Genomic DNA, 26423 nt, shown 5'->3' on the forward strand with positions numbered 1-26423 from the left:
GCCTGCGGGCGCTGGTGCGCCGGCGCTTCACAAGCACTTCAAGTACCGAATGCTATGAAAAATGTAGCTACTGGCGCTTGATGGGTGGGCGCTGGCGGCAGTTTTTGCTTCCACCCAGGCTCTGCGCCGATGCTCAGGCCGCCGCCAGCCGCGGCGCCCGCGCCACCCGCCCTTGTGCTGCTGCGCCCGGCTCGCCCGGCGACAGGCGGAACACCGACACCGCGTCCACCAGCTGCTGCGCCTGCACCTTCAGGCTGTCGGCCGCTGCGGCGCTTTGCTCCACCAGCGCCGCGTTCTGCTGCGTGGCCTGGTCCATCTGCATCACGGCTTCGCCGACCTGGGCCACGCCCGCGCTCTGCTCGCTGCTGGCGGCGCTGATCTCGCCCACGATGTCGGTCACGCGGCGGATAGAAGCCACCACCTCCGTCATCGTGGCGCCGGCCCTGTCGACCAGGGCTGTGCCTTGCTCCACGCGCTCCACGCTGGTGTGGATCAGGCTCTTGATCTCCCGAGCCGCCTCGGCGCTGCGGCCGGCCAGGCTGCGCACTTCGCTGGCGACCACGGCAAAACCCCGGCCCTGCTCACCCGCACGGGCTGCCTCGACGGCGGCGTTGAGCGCAAGGATGTTGGTCTGAAAGGCAATGCCGTCGATCACGCTGATGATGTCCGCGATCTTCTTGCTGCTGTCGTTGATGCCTTTCATGGTGCTCACCACCTCGGCCACGACGTCGCCGCCCTGCACGGCCACGGAGGACGCACTCACCGCCAGCTGGTTGGCCTGTCGGGCGTTGTCGGCATTGGCCTGCACGGTGGAACTCAGCTCTTCCATCGACGCCGAGGTCTCCTCCAGCGCGCTGGCCTGCTGCTCGGTGCGTGCGCTCAGGTCGTTGTTGCCCTGCGCGATCTCGGTGCTGGCGGCGGCCACGCTGTCGGCGTTGTTGCGCACGTTGCTCACCACGCGCGACAGGCTTTGCTGCATGGCATGCAGCGCGTTGAGCAGCAAGGCGATCTCGTCCTTGCCCTGCACATGCCGCGCCACGGTCAGGTCACCCCCGGCCACGGCCTGCGACACGCGCACAGCGTTGTCCAGCGGGTTCACCACGGTGCGGCTGAAGGCCACGGCCCCGGCGATGCCCAGGGCACACACGACCAGCATCACGCCCAGGCTGATGGTGGTGGCGCGCTGCGCGGTGGCGGCGGCACGCTCGGCCACCTCGCTGCTGGCCTTGGCGATCAGCTCACCTGCCTGGTCCAGCAGCTGCGAGGGTTCGCGGTCCATGCCTGCCACGGCCCTGTCGCCCGCTTGCGGGTCGTGATCGGCGGCCTTGAAGGCTTCAAATCCCTTGCGATAGGCTGCACCCATGCGCTCGTGCGCCTGGGCAAACTGGCTCACCCGCTCGCGCCCATCGCCCGGGGGCAGGGCGGCGATCAGCTTCTGCACCCCGTCCTTGATGGCCTTTTCCTGCTTTTCAAACGCTGCCCAGTAGCGCGTCAGCTGGGCCGGGTCCTTGCCGCGCAGCAGCACGTTCTTCCACTCCTGCACCTGCACCTTGAAGTCATTGAGCATGCCGGACGCCAGCCGCTCGTGCTCGAAGCTCTGCGCCACAGTGGTCTGGTAGGTGTCGAGCGCCTGGTTCAGGCGGCTGATGCCGAACAGCGCCGCCGCGAACAGCAGCAGCAATGCGGCGGTAAAGGCCAGGGGGAGCTTGAGGCTGAGCTTCATGGCGGACTCCTTGGTCTCGTGGCAACCAACGCGGGGGGAGCGAAGAAGACTGCAGATGCGCACCACCCAGCCCGTGGGGAGGTGCAACAGGGGTCTCGGACCCGTTCTCGTGCATTGTGGGCCGTTTGTAATTTTTTGTACAAGCATTTTGGTGGACGGCGCGGGTAAGATCCCGCCCAGCGCGGAAGCAAGCCGCGCCCGGGCCTGCGGACAGGGTGCAACCCACTTGCCGACTCCTTGAGTTCGTTCCCCCCTTTGTGCTGCCGGAACTGCAGGCCGTCGGCGTTCCATGCACGGAGGTTCTCGTGAAACGTCTTCCCCCCCGGCCCGACTTGGGCCACCTCAAGAAACAAGCCAAAACGCTGCTGGCCGAGGCGCGTGCGGGCGATGCCGCTGCGCTGGCACGCCTGCAGCCGCTGGGCCTGCCTGCAGGCACCGACCTGCGGCTGCACCACGCGCAGTGGTGCCTGGCGCGCGAGCACGGCTTTGCTTCATGGCCGCAGTTCCAGGCTTTTGTGCTGGCGCGCTGCGCGCTGGCGGATGATCCCGCGCGCGCCGCGCTGCTGTGGCTGCGGCTGGTGTACGCAGGCGATATTGCCGGTGGCAATCACACCGCACGGCCCGCGCTGGCCGAGCAGCTGTGGGCGCAGGGCGTTGTGCCACAGCCGGACCAGGACATCTGGCTGGCCTGCGCCGTGGGCGACGTGGCCCGGCTGCGCGAACACGTGGCGCGCGACCCGACCTGGGTGCACCGGCACGGCGGCCCGCTGCAGCTGCCACCGCTGATCGCCGTCACCCATTCCAGCCTGGCGCGGCTGCCCGCGTTTGCCGACGGTTTGCTGGCCTGCGTCGACCTGCTGCTGCGCGCGGGCGCCGACCCCCATCAGCGCGTGGGCAGCCGCTGGCCGCCAGCATCGCTGCAGGCGCCCGATGCCTCGCACCCGCTGTCGGCCCTGTATGGTGCGGCCGGGGCGCACCACCACGCGGGCATCACCCGCCTGCTGCTGGCGGCGGGGGCAGACCCCAACGATGGCGAGTCGCTGTACCACGCGCTGGGCAGCCTGGAGTGCTTGCAACTCTTGCTGGCGGCGGGTGCGCGGGTGCCGGGCACGCACGCGCTGCACCGCGTTCTCGACATGGACGACCTGCCCGCACTGCAACTGCTGCTCGCCCATGGCGCGGACCCCAACGAGCCCCTGGGTGGTAGCGCCTCCGGCGCGGCGCCGCTGCAGTGGGCGTTGCGCCGCCGCCGGTCGCTGGCCCATGTGCAGGCGCTGGTCGCGGCTGGGGCCGACGCTGAGGCGGTCACTGCCGAGGGCACGCCTGCGCACATCCAGGCGCTGCGCTACGGCCTGCCAGAGGTCGCGGCCTTTCTGCGCGGGGTGCTGGGCGTGGGCGACATACCCGCCGACGAAGCTTTTGTGGCGGCATGTGCGCAGGGCGACGAAGCGCAGGCGAATGCTTTGCTGGCCGCCCAGCCGGTTTTTGTGCGGCGGCTGACGCCCATCCAGCAGCGACTGCTGCCCGAGCTGGCGGCGCAGCCGGACTGCGGTAGTGCCGTGCGGCTGATGGTGCGCCTGGGCTGGCCCATCGACACGCCGGGCGGCGACTGGGAGGGCACGGCGCTGCACCACGCCATCTTCCGGGGCGATGCGGTGCTCACCCGTTTCCTGCTGGAGCACGGCGCGCGCTGGCAGGCACGGCATGGTTTTGAGGACAACGCCTGCGGTGCGCTCGCCTGGGGTTCCATCAACACGCCGGAGCCAGGCGGCGATTGGGCAGGCTGCGCACAGGCGCTGCTGGACCATGGCTTGCCCCCTGCGGCGCCGGACACGAGTGGGTCAGATGCCGTCTGGCTGGATGGCCGCCTGATGCACTTCTCGGACGAGGTGACGGACTGCCTGCTGGCGGCGGCAGAACTGCCGGTGCAGTCCGCGCAGCCCGTGCAGTAACCCCGGAAGCACCAACGCCCCGCATCCTGTCGGAGCGGGGCGTTGCGGCGTGGATGGAAAAGCGTGCCGCTACACCACGCCCTGGGCCCGCAGCGTGGCAATGCGCGCCGCATCCAGCCCCATCTCGGCAAGCACTTCATCCGTGTGCTGCCCCAGCGCCGGTGGTGCATTGCGCAGCACGGGCGGCGTGGCCGACAGGCGCAGCGGGCTGGCCACGCCGGTGATCTGCTGCACCTTGTCGGTGGCTGCCTCGCCGTCCTTCCAGCGCGGCAGCGTCACGGCCAGGCCACGGGCCTGCACCTGCGCGTCGTCAAACGCCTGGGCGATGGTGTTGATGGGGCCGCAGGGCACGGCCTTGTCTTCCAGCAGCGCGATCCAGTCGGCGGTGGTGCGCGTGCGCGTCACGGCCTCCATGGCGGGGATCAGGTCGGCGCGGTGCTTCACGCGCAGCGTGTTGGTGGCAAAGCGCGGGTCGGCGGCCCACTCGGGCTGCTCGGCTGCGGCACAAAAGCGCTGGAACTGCCCGTCGTTGCCAATGGCCAGCAGCATGTTGCCGTCCTGCGTGGGGAAGTCCTGGTAGGGCGCGAGGCTGGGATGGCTGTTGCCCATGCGGCCGGGTGCCTTGCCGGTGGCGAGGAAGCCCGAGGCCTGGTTGGCCAGCACGGCCATGCCCACGTCGAGCAGCGCCATGTCGATGTGCTGGCCCTGGCCCGTTCCGCTCACGGCGTTGTCGCGCACGTGCAGCGCGGCCAGGATGGCGTTGCTGGCGTACAGGCCGGTGAACAGGTCGATCACCGCCACGCCCACGCGCATGGGGCCGCCGCCGGGCTGGCTGTCGGCCTGGCCGGTGATGCTCATCAGGCCCGTCATGGCCTGCACCATCAGGTCGTAGCCTGCACGCTCGGCGTAGGGCCCGTCTTGGCCGAAGCCGGTGACGGAGCAGTAGATGAGGCGCGGGTTGAGTGCACGCAGGCTGGTCTGGTCCAGGCCGTACTGCTTGAGGCCGCCGACCTTGAAGTTCTCCACCACGATGTCGGCCTCCAGCGCCATCTGCTTGATGAGCGCCTGACCCTCGGGGGAGGCCATGTCGATGGTGACCGAGCGCTTGTTGCGGTTGCAGGCGGTGTAGTAGCTGGCCTGGTCCGTGTCGTTGCCCTCGGCGTCTTTCAAAAAGGGCGGGCCCCACTGGCGCGTGTCGTCGCCCACGCCGGGGCGCTCCACCTTGACCACGTCCGCACCCAGGTCGGCCAGGATCTGCGTGCACCACGGCCCGGCCAGCACGCGGGAGAGGTCGAGCACCTTGATGCCCGCGAGGGCGCCTGCGTTGGGGGAGGGTGTGGTCATGGAGGATCGATGTGCTATTAAATTAATAGCTATTTGCGCTGATCTATCAAGCGCTAGTAGCCAAAAATACTTGAAATATGCGTATGAGAACCCCGCTCAACACCCTCTCCCCTCGCGGGAGAGGGTGGGGAGAGGGGAGCTGGTGCAGGGGTCAGTTCGAGAACGCGGCGATGCCTGTCTGCGCGCGGCCCAGGATCAGCGCATGCACATCGTGTGTGCCTTCGTACGTGTTCACCACTTCCAGGTTCACCAGGTGGCGGGCCACGCCAAACTCGTCGCTGATGCCATTGCCGCCCATCATGTCGCGCGCCAGGCGGGCAATGTCCAGCGCCTTGCCGCAGCTGTTGCGCTTGATGATGGAGGTGCCTTCCACGCTGGCCGTGCCCGCGTCCTTCATGCGGCCGAACTGCAGGCAGGCCTGCAGGCCGATGGCGATCTCGGTCTGCATGTCGGCCAGCTTCTTCTGGATGAGCTGGTTGGCGGCCAGGGGGCGGCCGAACTGCTTGCGGTCCAGCGTGTACTGGCGGGCCGTGTGCCAGCAGAACTCGGCCGCACCCAGGGCGCCCCAGGCGATGCCGTAGCGGGCGCTGTTCAGGCAGGTGAAGGGGCCCTTGAGGCCCTGCACTTCAGGAAACGCGTTTTCTTCGGGCACGAAGACGTCGTCCATCACGATCTCGCCGGTGATGGAGGCGCGCAGGCCCACCTTGCCATGGATGGCGGGTGCCGTCAGGCCCTTCATGCCCTTTTCCAGAACGAAGCCGCGGATGGTGCCCACGGCGCCGCCTTCGGAGACTTCCTTGGCCCAGACCACGAACACGTCGGCCACGGGGCTGTTGGTGATCCACATCTTGCTGCCCTTGAGCTTGTATCCGCCATCGACCTTGTAGGCGCGCGTGGCCATGCTGCCGGGGTCGGAGCCGTGGTCGGGCTCGGTCAGGCCGAAGCAGCCGATCCACTCGCCGGTGGCGAGCTTGGGCAGGTACTTCTGCTTTTGCGCTTCGGTGCCGAATTCATGGATGGGCACCATCACCAGCGACGACTGCACGCTGGCCATGGAGCGGTAGCCCGAATCCACACGCTCGACTTCGCGGGCGATCAGGCCGTAGGCCACGTACGACAGGCCGGGGCCGCCGTACTGCTCGGGGATGGTGGGGCCCAGAAGGCCCACTTCGCCCATCTCGCGAAAGATGCTCACGTCCATCTTCTCGTGGCGGAAGGCGTCCAGCACGCGGGGCGCCAGCTTGTCCTGGCAATACGCTGCGGCAGCATCGCGGATGGCGCGCTCGTCGTCGGTCAGTTGCTGGCTCAGAAGGAACGGGTCATCCCATTGAAAAGCGGCGTGGGCCATGTGCGTGTCTCCAGGTCGAAAGAAAAGGGTGGCAAGAAAGGTGATCTGGGCTGCATCGTAGGCTCGTGCCCTACCGGTAGCAAGCGAGTTGTTTTCATCCAGACATGCGCTTTTGGAATGTATGGAATACTTTGCCCTGCACCCGGCCTTGTAAGCTGCCGGATTAAAAGTTCACATCCATCATGCGTCGCAACATCCCTTCGACCCAGGCCCTGGCGTGCTTCGAGGTCGCTGCCCGCCACGAAAGCTACACGCGCGCGGCGCAGGAACTGTCGCTCACCCAAAGCGCCGTGTCCCGCCAGATCCAGGCGCTGGAGGAATTCCTGGGGGTGCAGCTCTTTCGCCGCACGCGCCACGGCGTGGTGCTGACCCCCGCGGGCGCGCATTACGGCCGCCAGGTGGCGCGCTGGCTGCAGGGGCTGGAGCGCGACACGCTGGATGTCATGGCCCACCAGGGTGAAGGCGGCACCATCTCGCTGGCCGCCGTGCCCACCTTTGCCACCCGCTGGCTCATCCCGCGCCTGCCGCAGCTCGCGCAGTTGCACCCCGACATCGTGGTGCACATCGACACGCAGACGCGGCCCTTCCTGTTCGCCGACACCACCTTCGACGCCGCGCTGTATGCCGGCACGCCCGAGCAGGTGGCGAACTGGCCCGGGGTGCAGGCGCAGCTGTTGATGCACGAGGACGTGGTGCCCGTGTGCAGCCCCCGCATGCTCGAATCCACCGCGCCGCGCGGGCGCGGCCGTGCCCACCAGCCCGTGGCGGCCGAAGCGCTGGCCGAGTTGCCCCTGCTGCAGCAAAGCACCCGCCCCTATGGCTGGCGCCAGTGGTTCGACGCGATGGCAGTGGAGGCGCCGCACGCGCTGGACGGTCCGCGTTACGAGCTGTTCTCCATGCTGGCCGTGGCCGCCAGCCATGGCATGGGTGTGGCGCTGATCCCGCCATTGCTGATCGAGGCTGAGCTTGCCAGCGGCGAACTGGTGGTGGCCTGCGCCCGGCCCCTGCGCGGCGAGCGTGGCTACTACCTGGTCAGCCCAGCGCAGCCAGCCCAGTCCCCGGTGCTGGCGGCGTTTTCGCGCTGGCTGCAGGATGTGGCCGAGGCAGGGAGCAGTCCCATGCCTGCGCCAGGTTAATGCGCTTGCACGCGCCACCGGGCTGAACTAATCTGGCGCTCTGGGAGTCAGTTGAACATCACAACCCGGGAGTGCCTTCCATGACGACCTACCATGCACCGCATTTCGATCCCACCGTCGACGAGATCGAGACCTTGAAGCAACTCGAAATGGGCGAGACCCTCACCATGCCCCATGCGCTCAAGGAACACGTGTCCGCGCGCTTGCTGGAGCGGGGCTTCATCTCCAAGGGTGCATCCGGGGATCTGGTCATCACGGCCAACGGGCGGCAGCTGATACGACGGCAAGACAACTGACCGTTGTGAACGAGTCCGATCAAGCGCTCCAGCGGCGCCCGGCAGCGCTGGGCAAGGCCGCGGTCGCGCGCGCCGTGGGGGCTATCGTTCTGGGCGCCGCGATGGCGCTGCTGCTCCAGGGCTGCAGCACCGTCAAGCTGGCCTACAACCAGGCGCCGCAGCTCATGGCGTGGCAGATCAACCGCTACCTGGGCCTGTCGGACGCACAGAGCGAACGCGTGCGCGACGAGCTGGATGACCTGCACCAGTGGCACCGCGACACCATGCTGCCCCTGCATGCCCAGGTGCTGCAAAAGGTCCAGCGCCAGCTGGCGGACGACGTGACCGCGCAGCAGGCCTGCAGCACCTACGCCGATATCCGCACCCAGCTCGACCAGGTGGTCAGCCAGGCCGAGCCCAAGATGCTGTGGCTGGCCTCGCAGCTGACGGACAGCCAGATCCGCCAGCTCGAACGCAAGCAGGCCGACAGCAATGCCGACTGGCGCAAGGAATGGCTCGACCCCACGCCCGAGAAACTTCGTGAACACCGCTTCAAGGAACTGCTCTCGCGGGCCGAAGGCTTCTACGGCCGGCTGGACGAGCCGCAAAAGGCCGCGTTGCGCGAGTTCATCGCTCGGTCATCCTTCAACCCCGAGCGCGTCTACAACGAACGCTTGCGCCGCCAGAAAGACCTGGTGCAGGTGCTGCAGGCCATCGCCCGCGACCGGCAAAACACCGCCCAGGCAAAGAAGCTTTTGCGCGAGTACCTGGCCCGGTTCGACCAATCTCCCGACCCGGCCTATCGCAGCTACGCGCAGACGCTGGTGTCCGAAGGCTGCGCCGGCTTTGCCCAGGTGCACAACGCCACCACGCCTTCGCAGCGCTTGAAGGCCGTGGCGTCCGCCAGATCCTACGAACAGGACTTCATGACCCTGGCCGCGCAGTGACCCTGTGCGGACAATGCGGTGCCGCAGTTGCGCTGCGGGCGGAGTCCTGGCAATTCCCCCTGGCGCCCTTTGCGCTTTTGGGTAGATCATCGGGGCTCTTGGCACTTGCAGGAGACCCCGATGGACAACGCTGTCTATGTGAAGCTCAAGGGCATAGTGATTCAGGATCTGCAGAAGGACCCGCACCGCGCCCACTTTCACGAGCGCGAACTCAAGACCGAGGATCTCACGCCGGAGTACCGGCGGGCCGTCGAGGAAGCGCTGGAGGAACTGCGCGCCGCGCAGGCGGGCAGGTAACTTTGCGCAAGGCGGGCTTACTTCCTGGGGATGGCAGGCTTGCCCAGGCCCACTGAAGGCAGCCGCGCAAGGAAGAACTCCGCCAGGGCTTTCTGCGTCTGAGGATGCAGGCGCCAGGCCGTCCATCCCAATGCCGTGCTGCGCAGGTACATGGTGACATGCGGGTCGCGGGCAGGGTGCTCGAAGGCCAGCGCGGGCTCGTTCTGGGCGATGGCAGGCGCCTGGCCTTCCCCGCCTTCGTTCGGCGTCATGCGCACTTCCGGGGTCATCTGCGAACGCAGGATGGCCAGCTCCCGGATCAGGTTCTCGATTTCAGCTGCGGTCAGCGTCTGGTTGATGGCCAGGGTGGCTTGGCTGCGGTCATCGTTCAATTGCATGGGCGTTCTCTCTGTCTTTTCAAGAAGGTCGATGGTCTGGGGACATGCCTGCATGTGCGCGATGGCCGCTCCCGCAAATGAAAAAAGGCCCCTCCACGTCAGGTGGAGGGGCCTTGCTGGCTCGCTTCGCTGGGCCGTCACCAACATGACGCTGACCAGACGCGAAAAGCCGTGGTGCCCGGGGCCGGAATCGAACCGGCACGCCTTGCGGCGGGGGATTTTGAGTCCCCTGCGTCTACCAATTTCACCACCCGGGCGGGTATCTGAGTGAAGCCGGGAATTATGGCACAGTAGGGATCATGAAATATCCGACGATCGAAGACGCGGTAGGCCGCACGCCGCTGGTCGCGCTGCAGCGCATTGGGGCCCAGGAAAATGCCGCGCGCGGCAACGTGGTGCTGGGCAAGCTCGAGGGCAACAACCCGGCGGGATCGGTGAAGGACAGGCCGGCGCTGTCGATGATCCGCAGGGCCGAGGAGCGCGGCGACATCCGGCCCGGCGACACGCTGATCGAGGCCACGTCGGGCAACACGGGCATTGCGCTGGCGATGGCGGCCGCGATCAAGGGCTACCGCATGGTGCTCGTCATGCCCGAGGACCTGTCCATCGAGCGGGCGCAGACCATGAAGGCCTTTGGCGCAGAACTGGTGCTCACGCCCAAGAGCGGCGGCATGGAGCACGCGCGCGACCTGGCCGAAGCCATGCAAAAGCGCGGCGAAGGCAAGGTGCTCGACCAGTTCGGCAACCCCGACAACCCCCGCATCCACTATGAAACCACCGGCCCGGAGATCTGGGAGCAGACCGGCGGGCGCATCACGCACTTCGTGAGCGCGATGGGCACCACGGGCACCATCACCGGGGTGTCGCGGTTCCTCAAGGAAAAAAACCCAGCCATCCAGATCATCGGCGCGCAGCCCGAAGAGGGCTCGCGCATCCCCGGCATCCGCAAGTGGCCGCAGGAATACCTGCCCAAGATCTACGACGCAAGCACCGTGGACGAGCTGGTGTACGTGAACCAGGACAACGCCGAGGACATGTGCCGCCGCCTGGCGCGCGAAGAGGGCATCTTCGCGGGCATCTCGGCGGCCGGCGCCTGCTGGGTGGCCCAGCAGATCGCCGCGCGCGACAGCAACGCCACCATCGTTTTCGTGGTGTGCGACCGGGGCGACCGCTACCTGTCGACAGGCGTGTTCCCCGCGTGATGTGGGTGAGAGGAGGGCGGGTTGTGTGCCGCTTTCTTGAGATGAAAATGGCCGCTGCCGCTTGATGGACATGCGCTGATAGCTATCAAAAAAAGAGCATATGCACTACGAGACCCGCTTTTGCACCCACTGCGGCACCGCGCTGCAGCCCATCACCCTGGCCGAAGACGGCGGTGACAAGGAGCGCCTGCGCTGCCCCGCCTGCGGCTGGACGCACTGGAACAACCCCACGCCCGTGCTGGCCGCGATCGTGGAGGTGGATGGCAAGGTGCTGCTGGCACGCAATGCGGCCTGGCCGCCCAAGATGTTCGCGCTGATCACGGGCTTCATGGAGGCGGGCGAGTCGCCGCAAGAGGGCATTGCGCGCGAGGTGAAGGAAGAAACCAACCTCGATGTGCTGTCCACCACGATGGTGGGGGCGTACGAGTTTCTGCGCATGAACCAGGTCATCATTGCCTACCATGTGGTGGCCCGGGGCGAGGTGCGGCTGTCGCCCGAGCTGGTGGACTGGCGGTTCTATGACCTGCACGAACTCAAGTGCTGGCCCGCCGGCACCGGCTATGCGCTGGCCGACTGGCTGCGCACGCGCGGGCATGAGCCGGTGTTCTTCACGGCAGAGGAAAATGAGGAGCGCCGCCGCGGCCTGAACCTGCCGCCCAAGGACTGACGCACAAGAGAAGATACGGACACAACACCATGGACATCCACAAAGAAGTCGACACGCGGGGCCTGAACTGCCCACTGCCCATCCTCAAGGCCAAGAAGGCCCTGGCCGACATGGCCAGCGGCCAGTTGCTCAAGGTGGTGGCGACCGATAGCGGCTCGCTGCGGGATTTTCAGGCGTTTGCCAAGCAGACGGGCAACGAACTGGTGGAGCAGCAGACGGTGGGCGAGGAGTACATCCACGTGCTGCGGCGGCGCTGAGCTGACACGCCACACGTTGCAGGCAGCTCAGCGGTGTCCTGCAAGGCAAAAAACAAAACCCTCCTGCAGCGTTCATGCACTGCGAGAGGGTTTTTTGCTGTCGAGGCTCCGCTCCGATATCGCCTTGACATCGCGGGCCTGTCGACGGCGTAAGGGCCGTGGCTGGCTTCGACAAGCTCAGCCCGAACGGGTGGGGTGATGGACCCCGATTCCCGAGCCCGCCCGATTCTCGAATCCCCGCTTACAGCTCCAGCGTCTTCAGGTATTCGCGGAAGTGCTTGCTCACCTGCGGGTGGCGCAACGCCAGTTCCACCGTCGCCTCCAGAAAGCCTTCCTTGCTGCCGCAGTCGTACCGCTTGCCCTGGTACTGGAACGCGTACACGGCTTCGTTCTGCATCAGGCGGGCGATGCCGTCGGTGAGCTGGATCTCGCCGCCCACGCCGCGCGGCTGGTTGCGGATCTCGTCGAACACGCCGGGCGTGAGGATGTAGCGGCCGGCCACGCCCATGCGCGACGGGGCCACGTCGGCCTTGGGTTTCTCGACGATGCGCTCGATGCGGATCAGCGGGCCCCCGGCGGATTCACCGGCGACGATGCCGTACTTGTGCACCTGGTCTTCCGGCACTTCCTGCACGGCGATGACCGAGCGGCCCTGCTGGCGGAAGGCGGTCGCCATCTGGGCCAGCACGGGCTGGCCGCCCTGGGGGCCGACCATCAGGTCGTCGGCCAGCAGCACGGCAAAGGGCTCCTTGCCCACCAGGGGTTCGGCGCACAACACGGCGTGGCCCAGGCCCAGCGAGCGGGGCTGGCGCACGAAGGCGCAGTCCATGTCGTCGGGCTGGATGGAGCGCACCAGGTCCAGCAACTCCTTCTTGCCGGCGGCTTCGAGCTCGGCTTCCAGTTCGTAGGCGGTGTCGAAGTGGTCTTCGATGGCGCGCTTGCTGCGGCCCGTGACGAAGATCATGTGGCGGATACCGGCAGCGTAGGCTTCTTCCACCGCATACTGGATGAGCGGCTTGTCGACCACGGGCAGCATTTCCTTCGGAGATGCCTTGGTGGCGGGCAGGAAGCGGGTGCCCAGGCCGGCGACGGGGAACACGGCTTTGCGGACGGTGGTGGCAACGGACATGGAGATTTACCTTCGCGGATTGGAATGGGGTGAGGCCGGCCGGGCCGCCGCTGGGCAGGCCCGTGGTGCCGGACAGTATGGCGGTAGTTTCTAGCCCAGCCGTGTCAGCTGATCGCGCAAGCGGCCCAGCGTGGCGCCGAAGTCGGCGATGCGTTTCTTTTCCTGGTCGATCACGGCGGGCGGTGCCTTGGCCACAAAAGCCTCGTTGGAGAGCTTGTTGGTGGCCTTGGCGACCTCGCCCTCGATGCGGGCGATCTCCTTGGCCAGGCGGGCCTTCTCGGCCGCCACGTCGATCTCCATGTACAGGCACATGCGGGCGTCGCCCACCACGGCCACGGGCGCGGCCTGCGCTGCGGCGGCCCAGGCGGCCTCGTCGTCGAAGACCTTGACCTCGCTGAGCTTGGCCAGCGCCTGCAGCACGGGGGCCACGCCGCGCATGAAGTCGGTGTCGCCCACCACGTACATCGGCAGGCGGGTGGAGGGCGAGACGTTCATCTCTCCCCGCAGGGCACGGCAGGCGTCCACGAGGCCCTTCACGCGGCCCATGTGGGCGATCGCGGCTTCGTCGATCTTTTCCAGTTGGGCCTGCGGATAGCGGGCGATGCTGACCGACTCGCCAGGGATGCCGGCCACAGGCGCCACCACCTGCCACAAGGCTTCGCTGATGAACGGGATGATCGGGTGGGCCAGGCGCAGAATGGCTTCGAGCGTGCGGATCAGCGTGCGGCGCGTGGCGCGCTGCTGCGCTTCGGTGCCGTTCTGGATCTGCACCTTGGCGATCTCCAGATACCAGTCGCAGTACTCGTTCCAGACGAAGTCGTAGATCGTGTTGGCCACGTTGTCCAGCCGGTACTCCTCGAAGCCCTTGGCGACCTCGGCCTCGGTCTTTTGCAGCAGCGACGTGATCCAGCGGTCGGCCTGGCTGAACTCCATGTAGCCGTGGGCGCTGCCGCCGGGCTGGCACTCTTCCTTGGTGTGCTCTTTCAGGCCGCAATCCTGGCCTTCGCAGTTCATCAGCACGAAGCGGCTGGCGTTCCAGAGCTTGTTGCAGAAGTTGCGGTAGCCCTCGCAGCGCTTGCTGTCGAAGTTGATGCTGCGGCCCAGGCTGGCCAGCGCCGCGAAGGTAAAGCGCAGCGCATCGGCACCATAGGCCGGGATGCCTTCGGGGAATTCCTTTTGCGTGTTCTTGCGCACGGTGGGCGCGGTCTCGGGCTTGCGCAGGCCGGTGGTGCGCTTGTCGAGCAGCGGCTCCAGAGCGATGCCGTCGATCAGGTCCACCGGGTCGAGCACGTTGCCCTCGGACTTGGACATCTTCTTGCCCTGCGCGTCGCGCACCAGGCCGTGGATGTACACATGCTTGAACGGCACGCGGCCCGTGAAGTGCGTGGTCATCATGATCATCCGGGCGACCCAGAAGAAGATGATGTCGTAGCCCGTGACCAGCACGGTGCTGGGCAGGTACAGGTTGAAGTCGTCGGTCTCGGCGGTGCCTTGGTCAGGCCAGCCCATGGTGCTGAAGGGCACGAGGGCGGACGAGTACCAGGTGTCGAGCACGTCCTCGTCGCGGCGCAGCTGCTTGCCCGGGGCCTTGGCCTGGGCCTCGGCTTCGGTGCGGGCGACGATCACGTTGCCGTCTTCGTCGTACCAGGCCGGGATCTGGTGGCCCCACCACAGCTGGCGGCTGATGCACCAGTCCTGGATGTTGTTCATCCACTGGTTGTAGGTGTTCACCCAGTTCTCGGGCACGAACTTCACATCGCCGCTGGCCACGGCATCGATGGCCTTTTGCGCAATGCTCTTGCCCGTGGGGTCCTGCTCGGACACCTTGCTCATGGCCACGAACCACTGGTCGGTGAGCATCGGCTCGATCACCTGGCCTGTGCGGGTGCAGATGGGCACCATGAGCTTGTGCTTCTTCACCTCGACCAGCGCGCCGAGGGCTTCGAGGTCCGCCACCACGGCCTTGCGGGCCACGAAGCGGTCCATGCCCTGGTACTTGGGCGGCGCGTTCTCGTTGATGGTGGCCTGCAGCGTCAGCACCACGATCATGGGCAGCTTGTGGCGCTGGCCCACGGCGTAGTCGTTCTGGTCGTGCGCGGGGGTGACCTTGACCACGCCCGTGCCGAATTCCTTGTCCACGTATTCGTCGGCGATCACGGGGATCTGGCGGTTGCACAGCGGCAGGTTGACCATCTTGCCGATGAGGTGCGTGTAGCGGGCATCCTCGGGGTGCACCATCAGCGCCACGTCGCCCAGCATGGTCTCGGGGCGGGTGGTGGCCACCGTGAGGCTGCCGGAGCCGTCGGCCAGCGGGTAGGCGATGTGCCAGAGCGAGCCGTCTTTCTCTTCGCTCTCGACTTCCAGGTCGGACACGGCGGACTGCAGCTTCGGATCCCAGTTCACCAGGCGCTTGCCGCGGTAGATCAGGCCCTGTTCATACAGCTTCACGAAGGTGTCGGTGACCACGGCGCTCAGCTTGTCGTCCATGGTGAAGTATTCGCGGCTCCAGTCCACGCTGTCGCCCATGCGGCGCATCTGGGTGGTGATGGTGTTGCCGGACTTTTCCTTCCACTCCCATACCTTGGAAACGAAGTTCTTGCGCGCCTCGGGCGGGGTCGGGCCCATGTCGTAGCGGCTGATGCCCTGCTCCTGCAACTGGCGCTCCACCACGATCTGCGTGGCGATGCCGGCGTGGTCGGTGCCCGGTACCCAGACGGTGTTGAAGCCGCGCATGCGGTGGTAGCGCGTGAGGCTGTCCATGATCGTCTGGTTGAACGCATGGCCCATGTGCAGCGTGCCCGTGACGTTGGGCGGGGGCAACTGGATGGAGAAGGCCGGTTCGCCCGCCTGGGGCTGGCCCGTGCCACGGTGGCCTGCGGTGCCATAGCCGCGCTTTTCCCATTCGGGGCCCCAGTGGGCTTCCAGTGCGGCAGGTTCAAACGACTTGGACAGGCTTTCGAGGCCGGGTTGTTGCAGGGGCGAGCTCATGGGGTATGGGGCGGTGGGACCCGGCGGCCACGGTGTGCGGCGCCGGGTCGGACAAGATGGACCGGGCATTTTACGGGACCGCTGGTGCCTGCCGGGCGCCCGTGGCGTACGGCCCCACATGCCGTCTGTCCAGTCCTTCTCGCCAATGGTGACCTTGAGCCTGTGGCGGCTGGCTGGGGTGTGCCGATAATCCCGCCGCAAGGAGCGAGGGGCGGCCGCTGCGCAGCGGCCCGGGCTCCTGTCGAGGGCGCACGGCGCCCGTCGGATCACCACCTATAACAACGGTGGCGTGACCCATGAAAGAAGGCGCGCCGGGCGCCGGTTTCGGGGCCGCGCTGCCATGACAGCCATCCGAACCATGACCGTTTCATCTGATTTCCGCAAAGGCCTGGCCAAGGTCTTCGTGTCTGCGCTGCTCGCACTGTTCCTGGTGCCGGCAGTGACCTTTGTCTTCAGCGGCTACGTGCAGCGCGACCAGGACGCCGGCTTCCTGGCGGGCGTCAGCGAGCGCATCGATGCTGAAAGAGGCATGTCGGCCGCCGAGAAGCAGGCGCGCAAGGACTACTTTCGCCTCAACCCCCCGTCCACCATCTGCCGTGGCACCGATCCCGCAGCACAGCACTACCGCGACGCGCTGTGCGACCGGTTCTCGGACAACTGGCAGTTCGACATGGCGCGCAGGGCGTCGCTGTGGACCATCGTGGCCAGCGCACTGCTGCTGCTCGCGGTGCTGGGCCTGGGGGCGCTGGCCTTCGCCGACCGCACGCTGCAGTACGCCAGCTTCGTCGCTGGCTGGCGCCTGACCACCTGGGCCAGCGCTGCCGCGCTTGCCGTGCAGGGCGCGATGGCGGCATGGCTGTCATTCTGGGTCACTGCGTTCTTCTTTCACCAGTATTCGCCGAAACTGGTCCTCTTCGTCGGCTTCGCGGTGCTGGCGGGCGTGCTGGTGGCGGTGGCGGGCATTTTCAAGCGCGTGCATTCCCAGAGCCGCGCCGTCGGCGAACTGGTGTCCGAGGAGGATGCGCCCCTGCTGTGGAAGCGCATCCGCCACATGGCCGAGCGCCTGAAGACTGTGCCGCCCCGGCACATCGTGGCGGGCATCGATGCCAACTTCTTCGTGACCGAAGCGCCGCTGGCGGTGGGCGACAAGCTGCTCACCGGCCGCACGCTGTTCGTCAGCCTGCCGTTGCTGCGCATCCTCGACCAGGCCGAAGCCGACGCGGTGTTTGGCCACGAACTGGCCCACCTGCGTGGCGGCGATACAAGGAACAGCGCGCTGCTGGGCCCCAAGCTCGTGCAGTTCGACCACTACCGCCAGGCCATTCGCGCGGGCGGGCTCTCGGCCGTGGTGTTGCCGCTGCTGGACCTGTACCGCATGATCTTCGAGATCGCGCTGGCCCGGGACAGCCGCGAGCGCGAGTTCAAGGCCGACCGCATCGCCGCCAGGCTGATCTCGCCCGCAGCCATCGCGCAGTCGCTCGTCAAGATCGCCGCCTACGCCCAGTACCGCGCCAAGATCGAGGACGAGCTGTTCGGCCGCAACGAGCGGCACGACAACGCCACGCTGGGGATCGCGAGCTTCGTGGCCCAGGGCCTGGCGCCCTATGCCGCGTCGGACGATTTCGTGGCTGCGATGAAGACGGCCAACGTGCCCCACCCTTACGACACCCACCCGGCGATGCCCGAGCGCCTGCGCAATGTCGGCATGGCCCTCAAAGAGCAGGACTGGGGCGGCATCGCCGTGCGCGTGCCGGCGGCCACCTGGGTGCAGCAGATCCTCACGGCCGATGCCATTGAGCAGCGCCTGTGGAGCGACTACGAGCAGCAGTTCGCGCAGGACCACGAGCGCAGCCTGGCCTACCGTTATGAGCCGGCCACTGACGCCGAGCGCGCCGTCGTATTGCAGTACTTCCCGCCCGTGGTGTTCCCGCTCAAGGGCGACGATACCGTGGAGGTGAGCATCGAAGGCATCCGCACCAGCGCCGACGAGACCACCGTGTTCTGGGACGCCGTGAAGGGCCTGGAATTCAAGGAAAGCAGCTTCGGCAACGCGCTGATCGTGACCCACCCCGAGAAAAACGCCCTGGGCCTGGGCGCCAGGACGAGCAAGATCAAACTCGGCGGCCTGAAGAAGGACAAGGACCGGTTCAACGCCACGGTGAGCCACTACTGGCAACGGCATCAGATCATGCGGGCGCAGCAGCAAGGCGGCTGATGGCCGGGGGGGGGGTACGCCATGCGCCCGCAAGGGCGCACAGCGTTGATCGTTTGCTATGCTATTTGTAGCTGTCGGCGCTTGTCAGTCAAGGCGGAGGTCACCGAAAACCTGAAAATCCGCCCGGTGGCGCACCGCGCACCGCGCCCCTGAGCCCCCAGGGTCAGCCCCGCGCGTACTCCGGCCGGTCGTTCTGCTGCGGCTTGAGGGGCTGGGCCGCCTTGCCTTCGGCGCGCTCCTTGCGCCATTGCTCCTTGCGCGCGGTCCACTCCTTCAGGCGCGCATGCGCCACCGTGCTGTCCTTCTCCATTGCCTCCTCATTGGCCAGCTGGGCCGACAGCTCCAGGCGGATGCCGTTGGGGTCGAAGAAGTAGATGCTCTTGAAGATGTGGTGGTCCGTCACGCCCAGCACCTCGATGCCGTGGGCCTGCAGGCGCTGCTTGGTGTTCTCCAGCTCTTCGATGGTGTTCACGCGGAAGGCGATGTGGTTGACCCACAGCGGCGTGTTGGGCGACGGCTCGGCCTTCACGTCGTCGCCCAGGTCGAAGAAGGCGATGAACGAGCCGTCCTTCAGGCGAAAGAAGAAGTGCGTGTACGGGCAGTACTCGCCCGTGCTGGGCACGTAGTCGCTCTGGATGATGTGGTAGAGCGGAAGACCCAGGATGTCCTCGTAGAAGTGGCGCGTTTCCTCGGCGTCGCGGGCCTTGTAGGCGTAGTGGTGCAGTTGCTGGATGGCAGCGGGCGCGGGCAGCGCGGCCAGGTCGGGCTTCAGGACGGCGTTCATGCAATGTCTCCTCAGATGGATGGAGGTAATTCTACTATTCGTAATTGGTTTACGTTAAGTTAATTTGTGTGCGCGCGAATTCGGGTACATTGCGCCCTTCCTGTTTTTTGCCGAGGCTCGACTCCCATGCGCCTGTAAGCCCCCTCCAAGCCGTTCCCCCGCCTGCCCCTGTGGCCGGGCGAGGGCTGCATGTCTTGTCTGGAGTGCTTTTGTATGGCGATACCACCACGGGGCCAGTGCGCCCTTCGCAGCGTTGCCGCAGCCCCTGCTGCAGCGTCTTCCTCTGATTCTTCATCATCATCTTCTTTCGACTGCCGGGCCTCGGGGCTGGCGGGTGGTGCGGATTCGCACCGAGACCGCTGCGTGCTTCAGCTGCGCGATGTTTCCTGGCACACGCCTGATGGACAGCCGCTGTGGGCCCGGCCTGTCACCGTGGCGTTGGGGCCTGGCGTGACGGCCCTGGTGGGTGCCAATGGCAGCGGCAAGAGCGTCTTGCTGCAGTTGGCCGCCCGCACGCTGCAGCCGGCTGGCGGCGTGGTGCAGGGCAGTGATTCGGTCCACGCTGTGGCGCAGGAGGTGGCTGCGGCGCCCCACGCCACCGTGGCCTGCATCGCCGGCCTGGGCCCCGTGCTGGGGGCGCTGGCACGGCTTGCGGCGGGGCAGGGATCGCCCGGGGATCTGTTGCTGGCCGATGGGCGGTGGGACCTGCCCACACGCTGGCAGCAGGCTCTGCACGCCATCGGTCTGCCGCAGCTGTCGCCCGGGCATGCCGCCGCGCGGCTCAGCGGCGGCGAGCGCATGCGCGTGGCGCTGGCGGGCGCATTCCTGTCCGGGGCCGACCTGTTGCTGCTGGACGAACCCACCAATCACCTGGACCGGCCGGCCCGCCGCTGGCTCATCGCCGCGCTGCGGCAGTGGCGGGGCAGCGTGTTGGTGGCCAGCCATGACCGCGAGTTGCTGGCCGCCGCCGACAGCATTCTCGAGCTGTCTCCCGCGGGCCTGCAGAGCTACGGTGGCAACTGGGACCTGTACCAAGCGCAGCGGCAGGCCGAGACCGATGCTGCGCAGGCCGCGCTGGACCATGCCCGCACCGAGCGTGGCCGGGGCCTGCGCGCGCAGCAGCGCGAACACGATGCGCAGCAGCGCCGTGCGGCACGGGGGCAGGAGGCTGCGCGCGCGGCCAACCAGTCGCCCATCCTGCTCGGCCGCCAGAAGAACAACGCGCAGGCCCATGCTGGCCGCGAACATGAGCGCCGGCAGCAGGAGCGGCAGCGGCTGAACGACGCGGTGCGCGACGCGGCGCTGCGCCTGGCTGCGCCATCGGCGACCGCCCTGGTGCTGCCGCAAAGCGCCGTGCCGGTGGGGCGGCAGGTCCTGGCGTTCGATGGGGTGCAGGTGCCCCACGCGGCACCGGGCCAGCCGCTGCTCGACGGCGCATGGTGCGGCCCCGTTCGCATCGCGGTGATAGGTCCCAATGGCTGTGGCAAGAGCAGCCTGCTGCGCCTGATCGCATCGCCCGGGGCCGCCCCGGCCGGCCGCGTGGCGCGCGGCGTGCGGGCCGCCTGGCTGGACCAGCACAACACTGCCCTGCTGGCACCGGAAGGCAGCGTGCTCGATCGCCTCAAGGCACTGGGCTCGCCATTGCCGGATGCTGCCTTGCGCACGCACCTGGTGCAGCTGGGGCTGGGGGCGGACAAGGTGCACCGGCCGTGCGGCGTGCTCAGTGGTGGCGAGCGCATCAAGGCCGCGCTGGCCTGCGCGCTGTGGTCGGGCGAGCCCGCGCAGATGCTGCTGCTCGACGAGCCCACCAATCACCTGGACCTGCAGGCCGTCGAGGCGCTTCAATCGGCGCTGCAGGCGTTCACAGGCGCCCTGGTGGTGGTGTCGCACGACCTTGCCTTCTTGCGAGCGCTGCGGCCGGATGTGGTGTGGGCATGGCGGCCGAGCGGGTGGGACCTGGACGCCTCGCCGGACGATGCCCGGGACTACCCATGAAAAAGCCATCCGCTGCGCTGAGGCGGCGGATGGCTTGCTGGGCAGGCGGCATCGCGGCAGCCAGCCTGAGGGTTGCGCGCCGAGGCGGACGGTGAGCTGTTACTGCTTCACGGCTTCGATCTGCACCACCAGGCGCACGTTCTTGGGGAAGCCCCATTCCACGCCGTAGTTCATGCCCCACTGCGTGCGGTCGATCGTGGTTTCGAAGTCGCCGCCGCACACTTCACGCTTGAGCATGGGGCTGTCGTAGCAGTTGAACTGAGTGGCCTTGAGCGTCACAGGCGCGGTCTTGCCCAGCAGCGTGAGCTGGCCGGTCACTTCGCTGACCTTGTCGCCATTGAAGCTGAACTTGTCGGAAACGAACTTGATCGTGGGGTGCTTGGCCGCGTCGAACAGGTCGGCGCTTTGCAGGTGCTTGTCGAACGGAGGCGTGCCCGAGTTCACCGACGTGGTGTCGATGGTGATATCCACCTTGCCGGTCTTGGCCGCGCGGTCGAACTCCACCGTGCCTTGCTTCTTGTCGAAGCGCGCACGGTTCGTGGTCGTGCCGAAGTGGCCGATCTCGAACGTCACGAAGGTGTGCGTGGGGTCGATGGCGTAGTTGGCGGCCTGGGCGGCGCCAGCGGTCAGGGCGGTGGCAGCAGCCACGGCCAGCAGGGAGAACAGGGACTTGCGCATGCGAAAACTCCTTAAAAGGAAAGGTTCAGGGACGAAGGAACACGAAAAAGTTTGAGTGGTCAGCTCAAGCTCGAAACAGGCATGGCCGAGGCCAGCGCTCCCGCGCAAGGGCCGCCCCGCCGCGCTGGGAGGGGGAAGGCGCGGAGCGACTCAGGGGGAGCTTCATTCAAATCTTGCCTACGCCAGTGAGCGCGAGCTTGAACTTGACGGTCACGTCGTCGGCCACCATCGACGTGTCGGCCCACTCGTTCTCGCCGATCTTGAAAGCCAGGCGCTTGATGGGCAGGCTGCCGGTGGCGGTGGTGGTGGAGCCGCTTTGCGTGAGCGTCACGGGCACGACGACGTTCTGCGCGTTGCCCTTGATGGTGAGCTTGCCCGCCACTTCGAACTTGCCGCCGCCCAGCGCCTTGATGGCGGTGGACTCGAACTGCGCCTGCGGGAACTTGGCCACGTTGAACCAGACGGGCTTGGGCAGCTCGGCGTCCGTTTCCTTGGAGCCCAGCGTGGCGCTGCCGGTGTCCACCGTGAGCGCGATCTTGCTGGTGGCCAGCTTGGCGGGGTCAAAAGCCACCTGGGCGCTGAACTTCTTGAAGTGGCCGTCAAGTGGCACGCCCATCTGGCGCGCGGTGAACTGCACTTCGCTTTGCGCAGGCACCAACTGCTGCTGGGCCATGGCGACCTGGGTGCTCACGACAAGGGCGGCACCCAGCACGATGCGGGAGAAGGCGGAAGACACGTTCATTCGAAAACTCCGATCAAGAATTGGAAGAGGCCGTTGCGGCGGTATTTGCAGCGGTCGGCTGATTGGGGCGGGCATTTGCCAGCGCTCCCGTGGATCCGGCTGGGCCGGTCCACGGGGCGTCTCCCCCTCCCGTAGGAGAGGGGGAAGACGCGAAGCGGCTCAGGGAGTGCTTCGCCCCCCCGGCAGCATCCGCGCCAGCAAGCCGTCGCGGTCGATGATCTGGTGCTTGAGCGCGGCGGCCACGTGCAGCAGGACCAGCCCCGCCATCGCAAAGGCGGTGTACTGGTGCCAGGGCTTGATGGCCTCGGCCAGCTCCTTGCTCACGGGCACGAAGTCGGGCAACTGCCACAGGCCCAGGAACACGATGGGAAAGCCCGCCGCAGAGCTGTAGGCCCAGCCGATCAGCGGCACGGCGAAGAACAGCAGGTACAGCAGGTGGTGCGTGCCGTGGTGCGCCAGCTTCTGCCAGGCAGGCATCGCGGCTTCCACGGCGGCTGGAAGGGCGGGTGGGCGGTGCGTCAGGCGCCACAGCAGGCGCAGCAGCGACAACGCCAGGATGGTCACGCCCGCCCACTTGTGCCAGTTGTAGAACTTGAGCCGCTGGGGAGAGAACGGCAGGCCGGTCATGTACAGGCCGAAACCGAACAGTCCGATCAGTGCCAGGCCCAGCACCCAGTGCAGGAGGATGGCGGTGCGCGTGTAGCGGCGGGGCGCTGCGGCAGCAGGGGCGTGGGCGGTTGCAGTCATCAAAGAGGTGGCGAAGGAATGGGGGCGCCGGACGCACCGCAGCCACGGCTGACGGGCGTCAGGCAATAGGGCAGTGTAGGAAGCCGAAGCCGGACCCGGCTTCAGGCAGATTGACCACTCAGTTCAAAAAAAATGAATTGAGAGGGCTCTAGCGATCAAAGTTCCCCAATGTTCGGAAAACCCTGCGCAGTCCCGGGAATGGCCCGACCCGGGCCTGGCGGCGCGCATTGCGCCCGTCCGCGCTACCGTCCGAGCGCCGCCTTCTTCCAGGCTTCGGCGGCGGATGCTTCGTCGCCGCGCTGTTCCGCCAGTTCCGCCAAATGGCGCCAGGCGCTGGCGCGCAAGCCGGAGTCGGCCAGTTGCTGTGCCGCCTGCGTGAGCAACTGCTGGGACTTGCCCCACAGCTGGCGCTTGAGGCAGGCCATGCCCGCCAGGTACTGCAGTCGCGCATCGCGCGGATTGGCCTGGTGTGCGGATTCGATGCGCGCCAGCCAGGGAGCGTCCAGCGCGTCCAGACCCGCCTCGAGGGCTCGCACCAGCTTCAGGGCATGGTGTTCGGCCAGCGCATCGGGCTGGCCCACCATGCGGTCCCACACCGGCAGCAGCCAGGCGCGCACCTGCGTGGCGTCGCCGCCCAGTGATGCCAGCCGCTGCGCCGCATGGATGGCCAGCTCGGGCATGTTGCGCTCGGACGATTCCAGCGATAGCCAGATCTGCTGCAGCTGGGCGGTGTCATGCGCGCTGTTGATGAGCTCGGTGGCCAGGCCCCGCACGATGCTCTGGGCCGCACTGGGCGAAAAGGCGCGGTGCTTGCCCAGCAGCCGTGCGGTGTCGAGCGCCTCCTGCGTCTGCCGTGCCAGGCGGGTGGCCTTGAGCTTGATGCGCAGGGCCAGCGTGCGCCGCGCCGCACCCTGGGGCAGTGCGGCCAGGCGTTCAAGTGCTGCGCTCGGGTCGCGGTCGTCCAGCGACCAGCGGGCGGCGCGCATCTGTGTGCCTTCGCGCATTTCCTGCTCGTTCACGGTGCCGCGGGCCGGGGCCTCTTGCAGCGCGTCCTGCAGATGGCTTTCTCGCGTGGCGCGGTCCTGCAGCGCATGGGACGCTTCGGCCGCGATCATGTGCGCCAGAGCACGCAGCTGTCCGCCGTGGGGCACGCCTTCGCCGGAGGCCGCCAGGGCGCTCTCCTGCGACAGCGCGGCCACGGCGGCCTTGCGCGAGCGGATGAAGCGCCCGCCGAGCATGTGGGTGAGCGCGTCGAGCAAGGCCGCGTGCATGGCGCGCTCCTTTTGCTGCACCCGCCAGCGGCGTGCCTGGTGGGGCAGCTCCAGCAGGGCGGCCAGGGCGCGCAGCGCCGCGTAGACCGTGACGAACCCGCCCACCAGCAGCAGCACCACCATGTTCAGCGACAGGTCGATGCGGTACGGTGGCCAGTACAGGGTCACGGTGCCCTGGTTGTTGCCCGCGAACAGCGCTGCCGCCACGGCCACGCCAAACAATGCCAAAAGCCAAAGTGCTGCGCGCATTTCAATATTGCTCAGTGATCCGCTGCACTGCGCGCCTGCCCGTGAAACTGGCGCGGCCAGAGGCGAGTACCACCGTGGAACTGGCTTCGCCAGGCCGCCGGTGGCGTCCCCCTCCCGCAGAAGAGGGGGAAGGCGCGAAGCGACTCGGGGGGTGATTCATTTACCTACCAGCTGCTGCAGTGGCCAGGGCAGACAAGGTCTCGTCCAGGCGCGGTTGTTCGGCCGCCTTCATGCTGGCCTGCGCGGTCTGCAGCGTGCTGGCGGCGTTCTGCGTGCGGCGCGAAGCCGGGTCGAAGTACTTGTTCAGGGCCAGCGTGGCGGAATTCAGGTCGGCGCGGGCCGACTCGAACTGTCGCGCGAGCACGCCCAGCCGCGCGTTGAGCAGCTTGAGCTTGAGGTTCTCGCGCAGGAAAAAGGTCTGCTCGGGCGCCAGCAGGATCGCCTCGGGCTGGTCGATGCGGCTCACGCGCACCAGGCCCCGAGCCTCGTCGCGCACCACTTCCCAGCTGCGCTGCAGGGTGGCCTGCCACCAGGCCATGCCGGCCGTGGGGGCGGGTGTGCTGCCAGGTGCCGCGGGGCCGGTCGACAGGCGCTTGGTGGACGCGGCCTGGGCCACGGCGTTGAGCACGGGCAGCTCGTCCACCTGGCGCACCAAGTCGTCCAGGCGGGCGAGCAGCCCGGCAGTGTCGGTGACGGCGGCGCGCGTCAGGCGGTCCAGGTCGCGGCCGATGGCGCGCTGCACGGGCGCCAGCCGCGGTTGGGCTGCCCGCTCGATGCGCTGGTTGGCGCTCTTGAGGGCCGCCACCAGGGGCTCCAGGCTCCCAGTGAGCTGGGACTGTTGCTGGGCCAGGCGGATGGCGGACTCGATGTCCACCACCAGGTTCTCGTCGCGCGAACGCGAAAGGCTTTGCATGAGCTCTTCGAGCTGGCTGCGCTGCAAGGCGACCTCGCTCACGCGGGCTTCGGCCACGGACAGGCGCGCGGCGGTGTCGCGCACCAACTCTTCCGCCTGGCGGGCCATGGTGCGGGCCTCGATCGCCTGCGCGCCGGAGTCTGCCGACTGCCGGGCCAGCTGTTCCTGGATGGCGCTCAGGCGCTGCCACAGCAGGGCGCTGCTGATGAGCGCGGCGGCGGCCACTGCGCCCAGCAGCAGCGTCAGCCCGCCGCTGCGGCCGGTGGCGGCGGGCGGGGTTGCTGCCACCGCAGGGCTGGCTGCCGGAGCAGCCGCAGAAGCGGCGGCGGGTGCGGAAGGCAGGTCGTTGGGGGGCGCAGAACTCATGCGCCCGATTCTATCGACGCCACCACGTCCGCCAGCGCTGGACGGCATTCCCGCACCGTGCCAAAGCCCACTGCACGGGCCGCCTGGGCGATGCGCGGGTGGGTTGCGAGAGCCTGCGCGGCAGCCCACGGCTGGCCGGGCAGCGCCTGTGCCAGATGGGCCACCGCCTCGGAGCTGCTCAACAGCCACACCGAACCGTCCCGCGCCGCCTGTTGCGCCAGCGCCATCTCCACCGCATTGAAGTGGGGCGCGCTGCGTTGGTATGCCGCCACAAAATCCACGTGGCCACCGGCTGCGGTGATCTGCTGCGCGAGCCAGTCGCGGCCCGTGCCCAACGCGGACTCGTGCGCGCCGTCGGGGGTGGCCGATCGGCCGCGTACGATGAGCACCCGATCGCCGGGGCCGATCTGGCCGTGCACCTGCTGCCACAGCGCTTCCGAGTCGAACTGTGCTGCATCGGGCGCCGGGCCGTCGATCTGCCCTGGAGGCATGCCCGCCTGCACCAGCGCGGCGGCTGTTCCCGGGCCGGGTGCCCATGCTCTTGTTTTTATAGCTGTCAGCGCTTTGTGGGCGGGTGTCAGGGGCTCTTTTGATTCAAAAAAGTAGGTGGCGGCATTGCCACTCACGAACATTAGCGCCCGGTAGCTGGCCAGCCGGGCATGCGCCTGGGCCAGGGCCTGTCGTGCTGCGGTGTCGGTGCAGGGGCCGATGCCTATCAACGGCAGCGCCACGGCGTCCAGCCCGTGCTCGCCCAGTTGCTCCACCCAGTGCGCGGCCTCGCGGGCCGGCCGCGTGACGATCACCCGGGGCAGGGGCATGGC

General features: G+C 67.6%; 23 protein-coding genes and 1 tRNA gene. 10 read left to right on the forward strand and 14 right to left on the reverse strand.

Annotated features, from left to right (window positions below):
- Positions 1-133 precede the first annotated feature (133 nt).
- Positions 134-1723: a methyl-accepting chemotaxis protein gene (locus KW835_RS19590; protein ID WP_218385503.1), complete on the reverse strand. Its 1590-nt coding sequence runs from the start codon at positions 1721-1723 to the stop codon at positions 134-136.
- 305 nt (positions 1724-2028) lie between these two features.
- Between KW835_RS19590 and KW835_RS19595 the strand changes: the two genes are divergently transcribed.
- On the forward strand, positions 2029-3675 hold the full coding sequence (locus tag KW835_RS19595; protein ID WP_218385505.1) for a hypothetical protein: 1647 nt from the start codon (positions 2029-2031) through the stop codon (positions 3673-3675).
- A gap of 69 nt (positions 3676-3744) precedes the next feature.
- On the opposite strand, the gene KW835_RS19600 is transcribed toward KW835_RS19595, so the two are convergent.
- The gene (locus KW835_RS19600; protein ID WP_218385507.1) at positions 3745-5019 is read right to left on the reverse strand and encodes a CaiB/BaiF CoA-transferase family protein; all 1275 of its coding nucleotides are present in this window, start codon (positions 5017-5019) and stop codon (positions 3745-3747) included.
- Between the two features lie 151 nt (positions 5020-5170).
- Positions 5171-6367, reverse strand: a complete 1197-nt coding sequence (locus KW835_RS19605; protein ID WP_218385509.1) for an acyl-CoA dehydrogenase — start codon at positions 6365-6367, stop codon at positions 5171-5173.
- A 182-nt stretch (positions 6368-6549) separates the two neighbouring features.
- Here KW835_RS19605 and KW835_RS19610 point away from each other — a divergent pair, with 182 nt between their 5' ends.
- The 4 genes from KW835_RS19610 (at position 6550) to KW835_RS19625 (ending at position 9022) form a co-directional block, all read left to right on the forward strand.
- Positions 6550-7503 carry a LysR family transcriptional regulator gene (locus KW835_RS19610; protein ID WP_218385511.1) on the forward strand — a complete coding sequence of 318 codons (954 nt, stop codon included), beginning with the start codon at positions 6550-6552 and terminating at the stop codon, positions 7501-7503.
- An 80-nt stretch (positions 7504-7583) separates the two neighbouring features.
- Positions 7584-7799, forward strand: a complete 216-nt coding sequence (locus KW835_RS19615; RefSeq protein WP_218385513.1) for a hypothetical protein — start codon at positions 7584-7586, stop codon at positions 7797-7799.
- A 5-nt stretch (positions 7800-7804) separates the two neighbouring features.
- Positions 7805-8725, forward strand: coding sequence for a DUF6279 family lipoprotein (locus KW835_RS19620; protein WP_339385447.1), 921 nt, complete (start codon positions 7805-7807; stop codon positions 8723-8725).
- A gap of 120 nt (positions 8726-8845) precedes the next feature.
- Positions 8846-9022 (forward strand): hypothetical protein, encoded by a 177-nt coding sequence (locus tag KW835_RS19625; protein ID WP_218385515.1) that lies wholly within the window; start codon positions 8846-8848, stop codon positions 9020-9022.
- Between the two features lie 17 nt (positions 9023-9039).
- Here KW835_RS19625 and KW835_RS19630 read toward each other — a convergent pair whose 3' ends face one another.
- Together KW835_RS19630 and KW835_RS19635 are read right to left on the reverse strand one after the other, a co-directional pair.
- Positions 9040-9399 (reverse strand): hypothetical protein, encoded by a 360-nt coding sequence (locus KW835_RS19630; protein WP_218385516.1) that lies wholly within the window; start codon positions 9397-9399, stop codon positions 9040-9042.
- Positions 9400-9571: 172 nt separating this feature from the next.
- Positions 9572-9656 (reverse strand) — tRNA-Leu (locus KW835_RS19635).
- A gap of 42 nt (positions 9657-9698) precedes the next feature.
- Here KW835_RS19635 and cysM point away from each other — a divergent pair.
- The 3 genes from cysM (at position 9699) to KW835_RS19650 (ending at position 11525) form a co-directional block, all read left to right on the forward strand.
- Entirely contained in the window at positions 9699-10601 is a 903-nt protein-coding gene (gene cysM / locus KW835_RS19640) for a cysteine synthase CysM (protein ID WP_218385518.1), read from the forward strand.
- Positions 10602-10701: 100 nt separating this feature from the next.
- On the forward strand, positions 10702-11268 hold the full coding sequence (locus tag KW835_RS19645; protein ID WP_218385520.1) for an NUDIX domain-containing protein: 567 nt from the start codon (positions 10702-10704) through the stop codon (positions 11266-11268).
- Positions 11269-11297: 29 nt separating this feature from the next.
- Entirely contained in the window at positions 11298-11525 is a 228-nt protein-coding gene (locus KW835_RS19650) for a sulfurtransferase TusA family protein (protein WP_056167055.1), read from the forward strand.
- Positions 11526-11766: 241 nt separating this feature from the next.
- On the opposite strand, the gene galU is transcribed toward KW835_RS19650, so the two are convergent.
- Both galU and KW835_RS19660 read right to left on the reverse strand, forming a co-directional pair.
- Complete coding sequence (galU, locus tag KW835_RS19655; RefSeq protein ID WP_218385522.1) at positions 11767-12654, reverse strand: UTP--glucose-1-phosphate uridylyltransferase GalU; 888 nt, start codon at positions 12652-12654, stop codon at positions 11767-11769.
- A gap of 90 nt (positions 12655-12744) precedes the next feature.
- Positions 12745-15642 (reverse strand): valine--tRNA ligase, encoded by a 2898-nt coding sequence (locus KW835_RS19660; protein WP_218385530.1) that lies wholly within the window; start codon positions 15640-15642, stop codon positions 12745-12747.
- Between the two features lie 358 nt (positions 15643-16000).
- Here KW835_RS19660 and KW835_RS19665 point away from each other — a divergent pair, with 358 nt between their 5' ends.
- Positions 16001-17857, forward strand: a complete 1857-nt coding sequence (locus tag KW835_RS19665) for a M48 family metallopeptidase (RefSeq protein WP_218385532.1) — start codon at positions 16001-16003, stop codon at positions 17855-17857.
- Between the two features lie 163 nt (positions 17858-18020).
- On the opposite strand, the gene KW835_RS19670 is transcribed toward KW835_RS19665, so the two are convergent.
- Positions 18021-18641: a VOC family protein gene (locus KW835_RS19670; protein ID WP_218385534.1), complete on the reverse strand. Its 621-nt coding sequence runs from the start codon at positions 18639-18641 to the stop codon at positions 18021-18023.
- 363 nt (positions 18642-19004) lie between these two features.
- Between KW835_RS19670 and KW835_RS19675 the strand changes: the two genes are divergently transcribed.
- The gene (locus KW835_RS19675; protein ID WP_339385448.1) at positions 19005-20636 is read left to right on the forward strand and encodes an ABC-F family ATP-binding cassette domain-containing protein; all 1632 of its coding nucleotides are present in this window, start codon (positions 19005-19007) and stop codon (positions 20634-20636) included.
- A 99-nt stretch (positions 20637-20735) separates the two neighbouring features.
- On the opposite strand, the gene KW835_RS19680 is transcribed toward KW835_RS19675, so the two are convergent.
- The 6 genes from KW835_RS19680 to KW835_RS19705 form a co-directional block, all read right to left on the reverse strand.
- Positions 20736-21314 carry a YceI family protein gene (locus tag KW835_RS19680; protein ID WP_218385538.1) on the reverse strand — a complete coding sequence of 193 codons (579 nt, stop codon included), beginning with the start codon at positions 21312-21314 and terminating at the stop codon, positions 20736-20738.
- 166 nt (positions 21315-21480) lie between these two features.
- A complete protein-coding gene (locus tag KW835_RS19685) occupies positions 21481-22056 on the reverse strand; it encodes a YceI family protein (RefSeq protein WP_218385539.1) in 576 nt (191 codons plus the stop codon).
- A gap of 159 nt (positions 22057-22215) precedes the next feature.
- Positions 22216-22803, reverse strand: coding sequence for a cytochrome b (locus tag KW835_RS19690; protein ID WP_218385541.1), 588 nt, complete (start codon positions 22801-22803; stop codon positions 22216-22218).
- A 242-nt stretch (positions 22804-23045) separates the two neighbouring features.
- Positions 23046-24323, reverse strand: coding sequence for a heme biosynthesis HemY N-terminal domain-containing protein (locus KW835_RS19695; protein WP_218385543.1), 1278 nt, complete (start codon positions 24321-24323; stop codon positions 23046-23048).
- 160 nt (positions 24324-24483) lie between these two features.
- Positions 24484-25602, reverse strand: coding sequence for a uroporphyrinogen-III C-methyltransferase (locus KW835_RS19700; RefSeq protein ID WP_218385545.1), 1119 nt, complete (start codon positions 25600-25602; stop codon positions 24484-24486).
- Positions 25599-26420 carry a uroporphyrinogen-III synthase gene (locus KW835_RS19705; protein WP_218385547.1) on the reverse strand — a complete coding sequence of 274 codons (822 nt, stop codon included), beginning with the start codon at positions 26418-26420 and terminating at the stop codon, positions 25599-25601. The genes KW835_RS19700 and KW835_RS19705 overlap by 4 nt, the downstream gene beginning before the upstream one ends.
- Between the last annotated feature and the right edge of the window lie 3 nt (positions 26421-26423).

Origin of the sequence: Acidovorax sp. sic0104, assembly GCF_019219095.1 — a bacterium.
Taxonomy (GTDB): Bacteria; Pseudomonadota; Gammaproteobacteria; order Burkholderiales; family Burkholderiaceae_C; genus Acidovorax.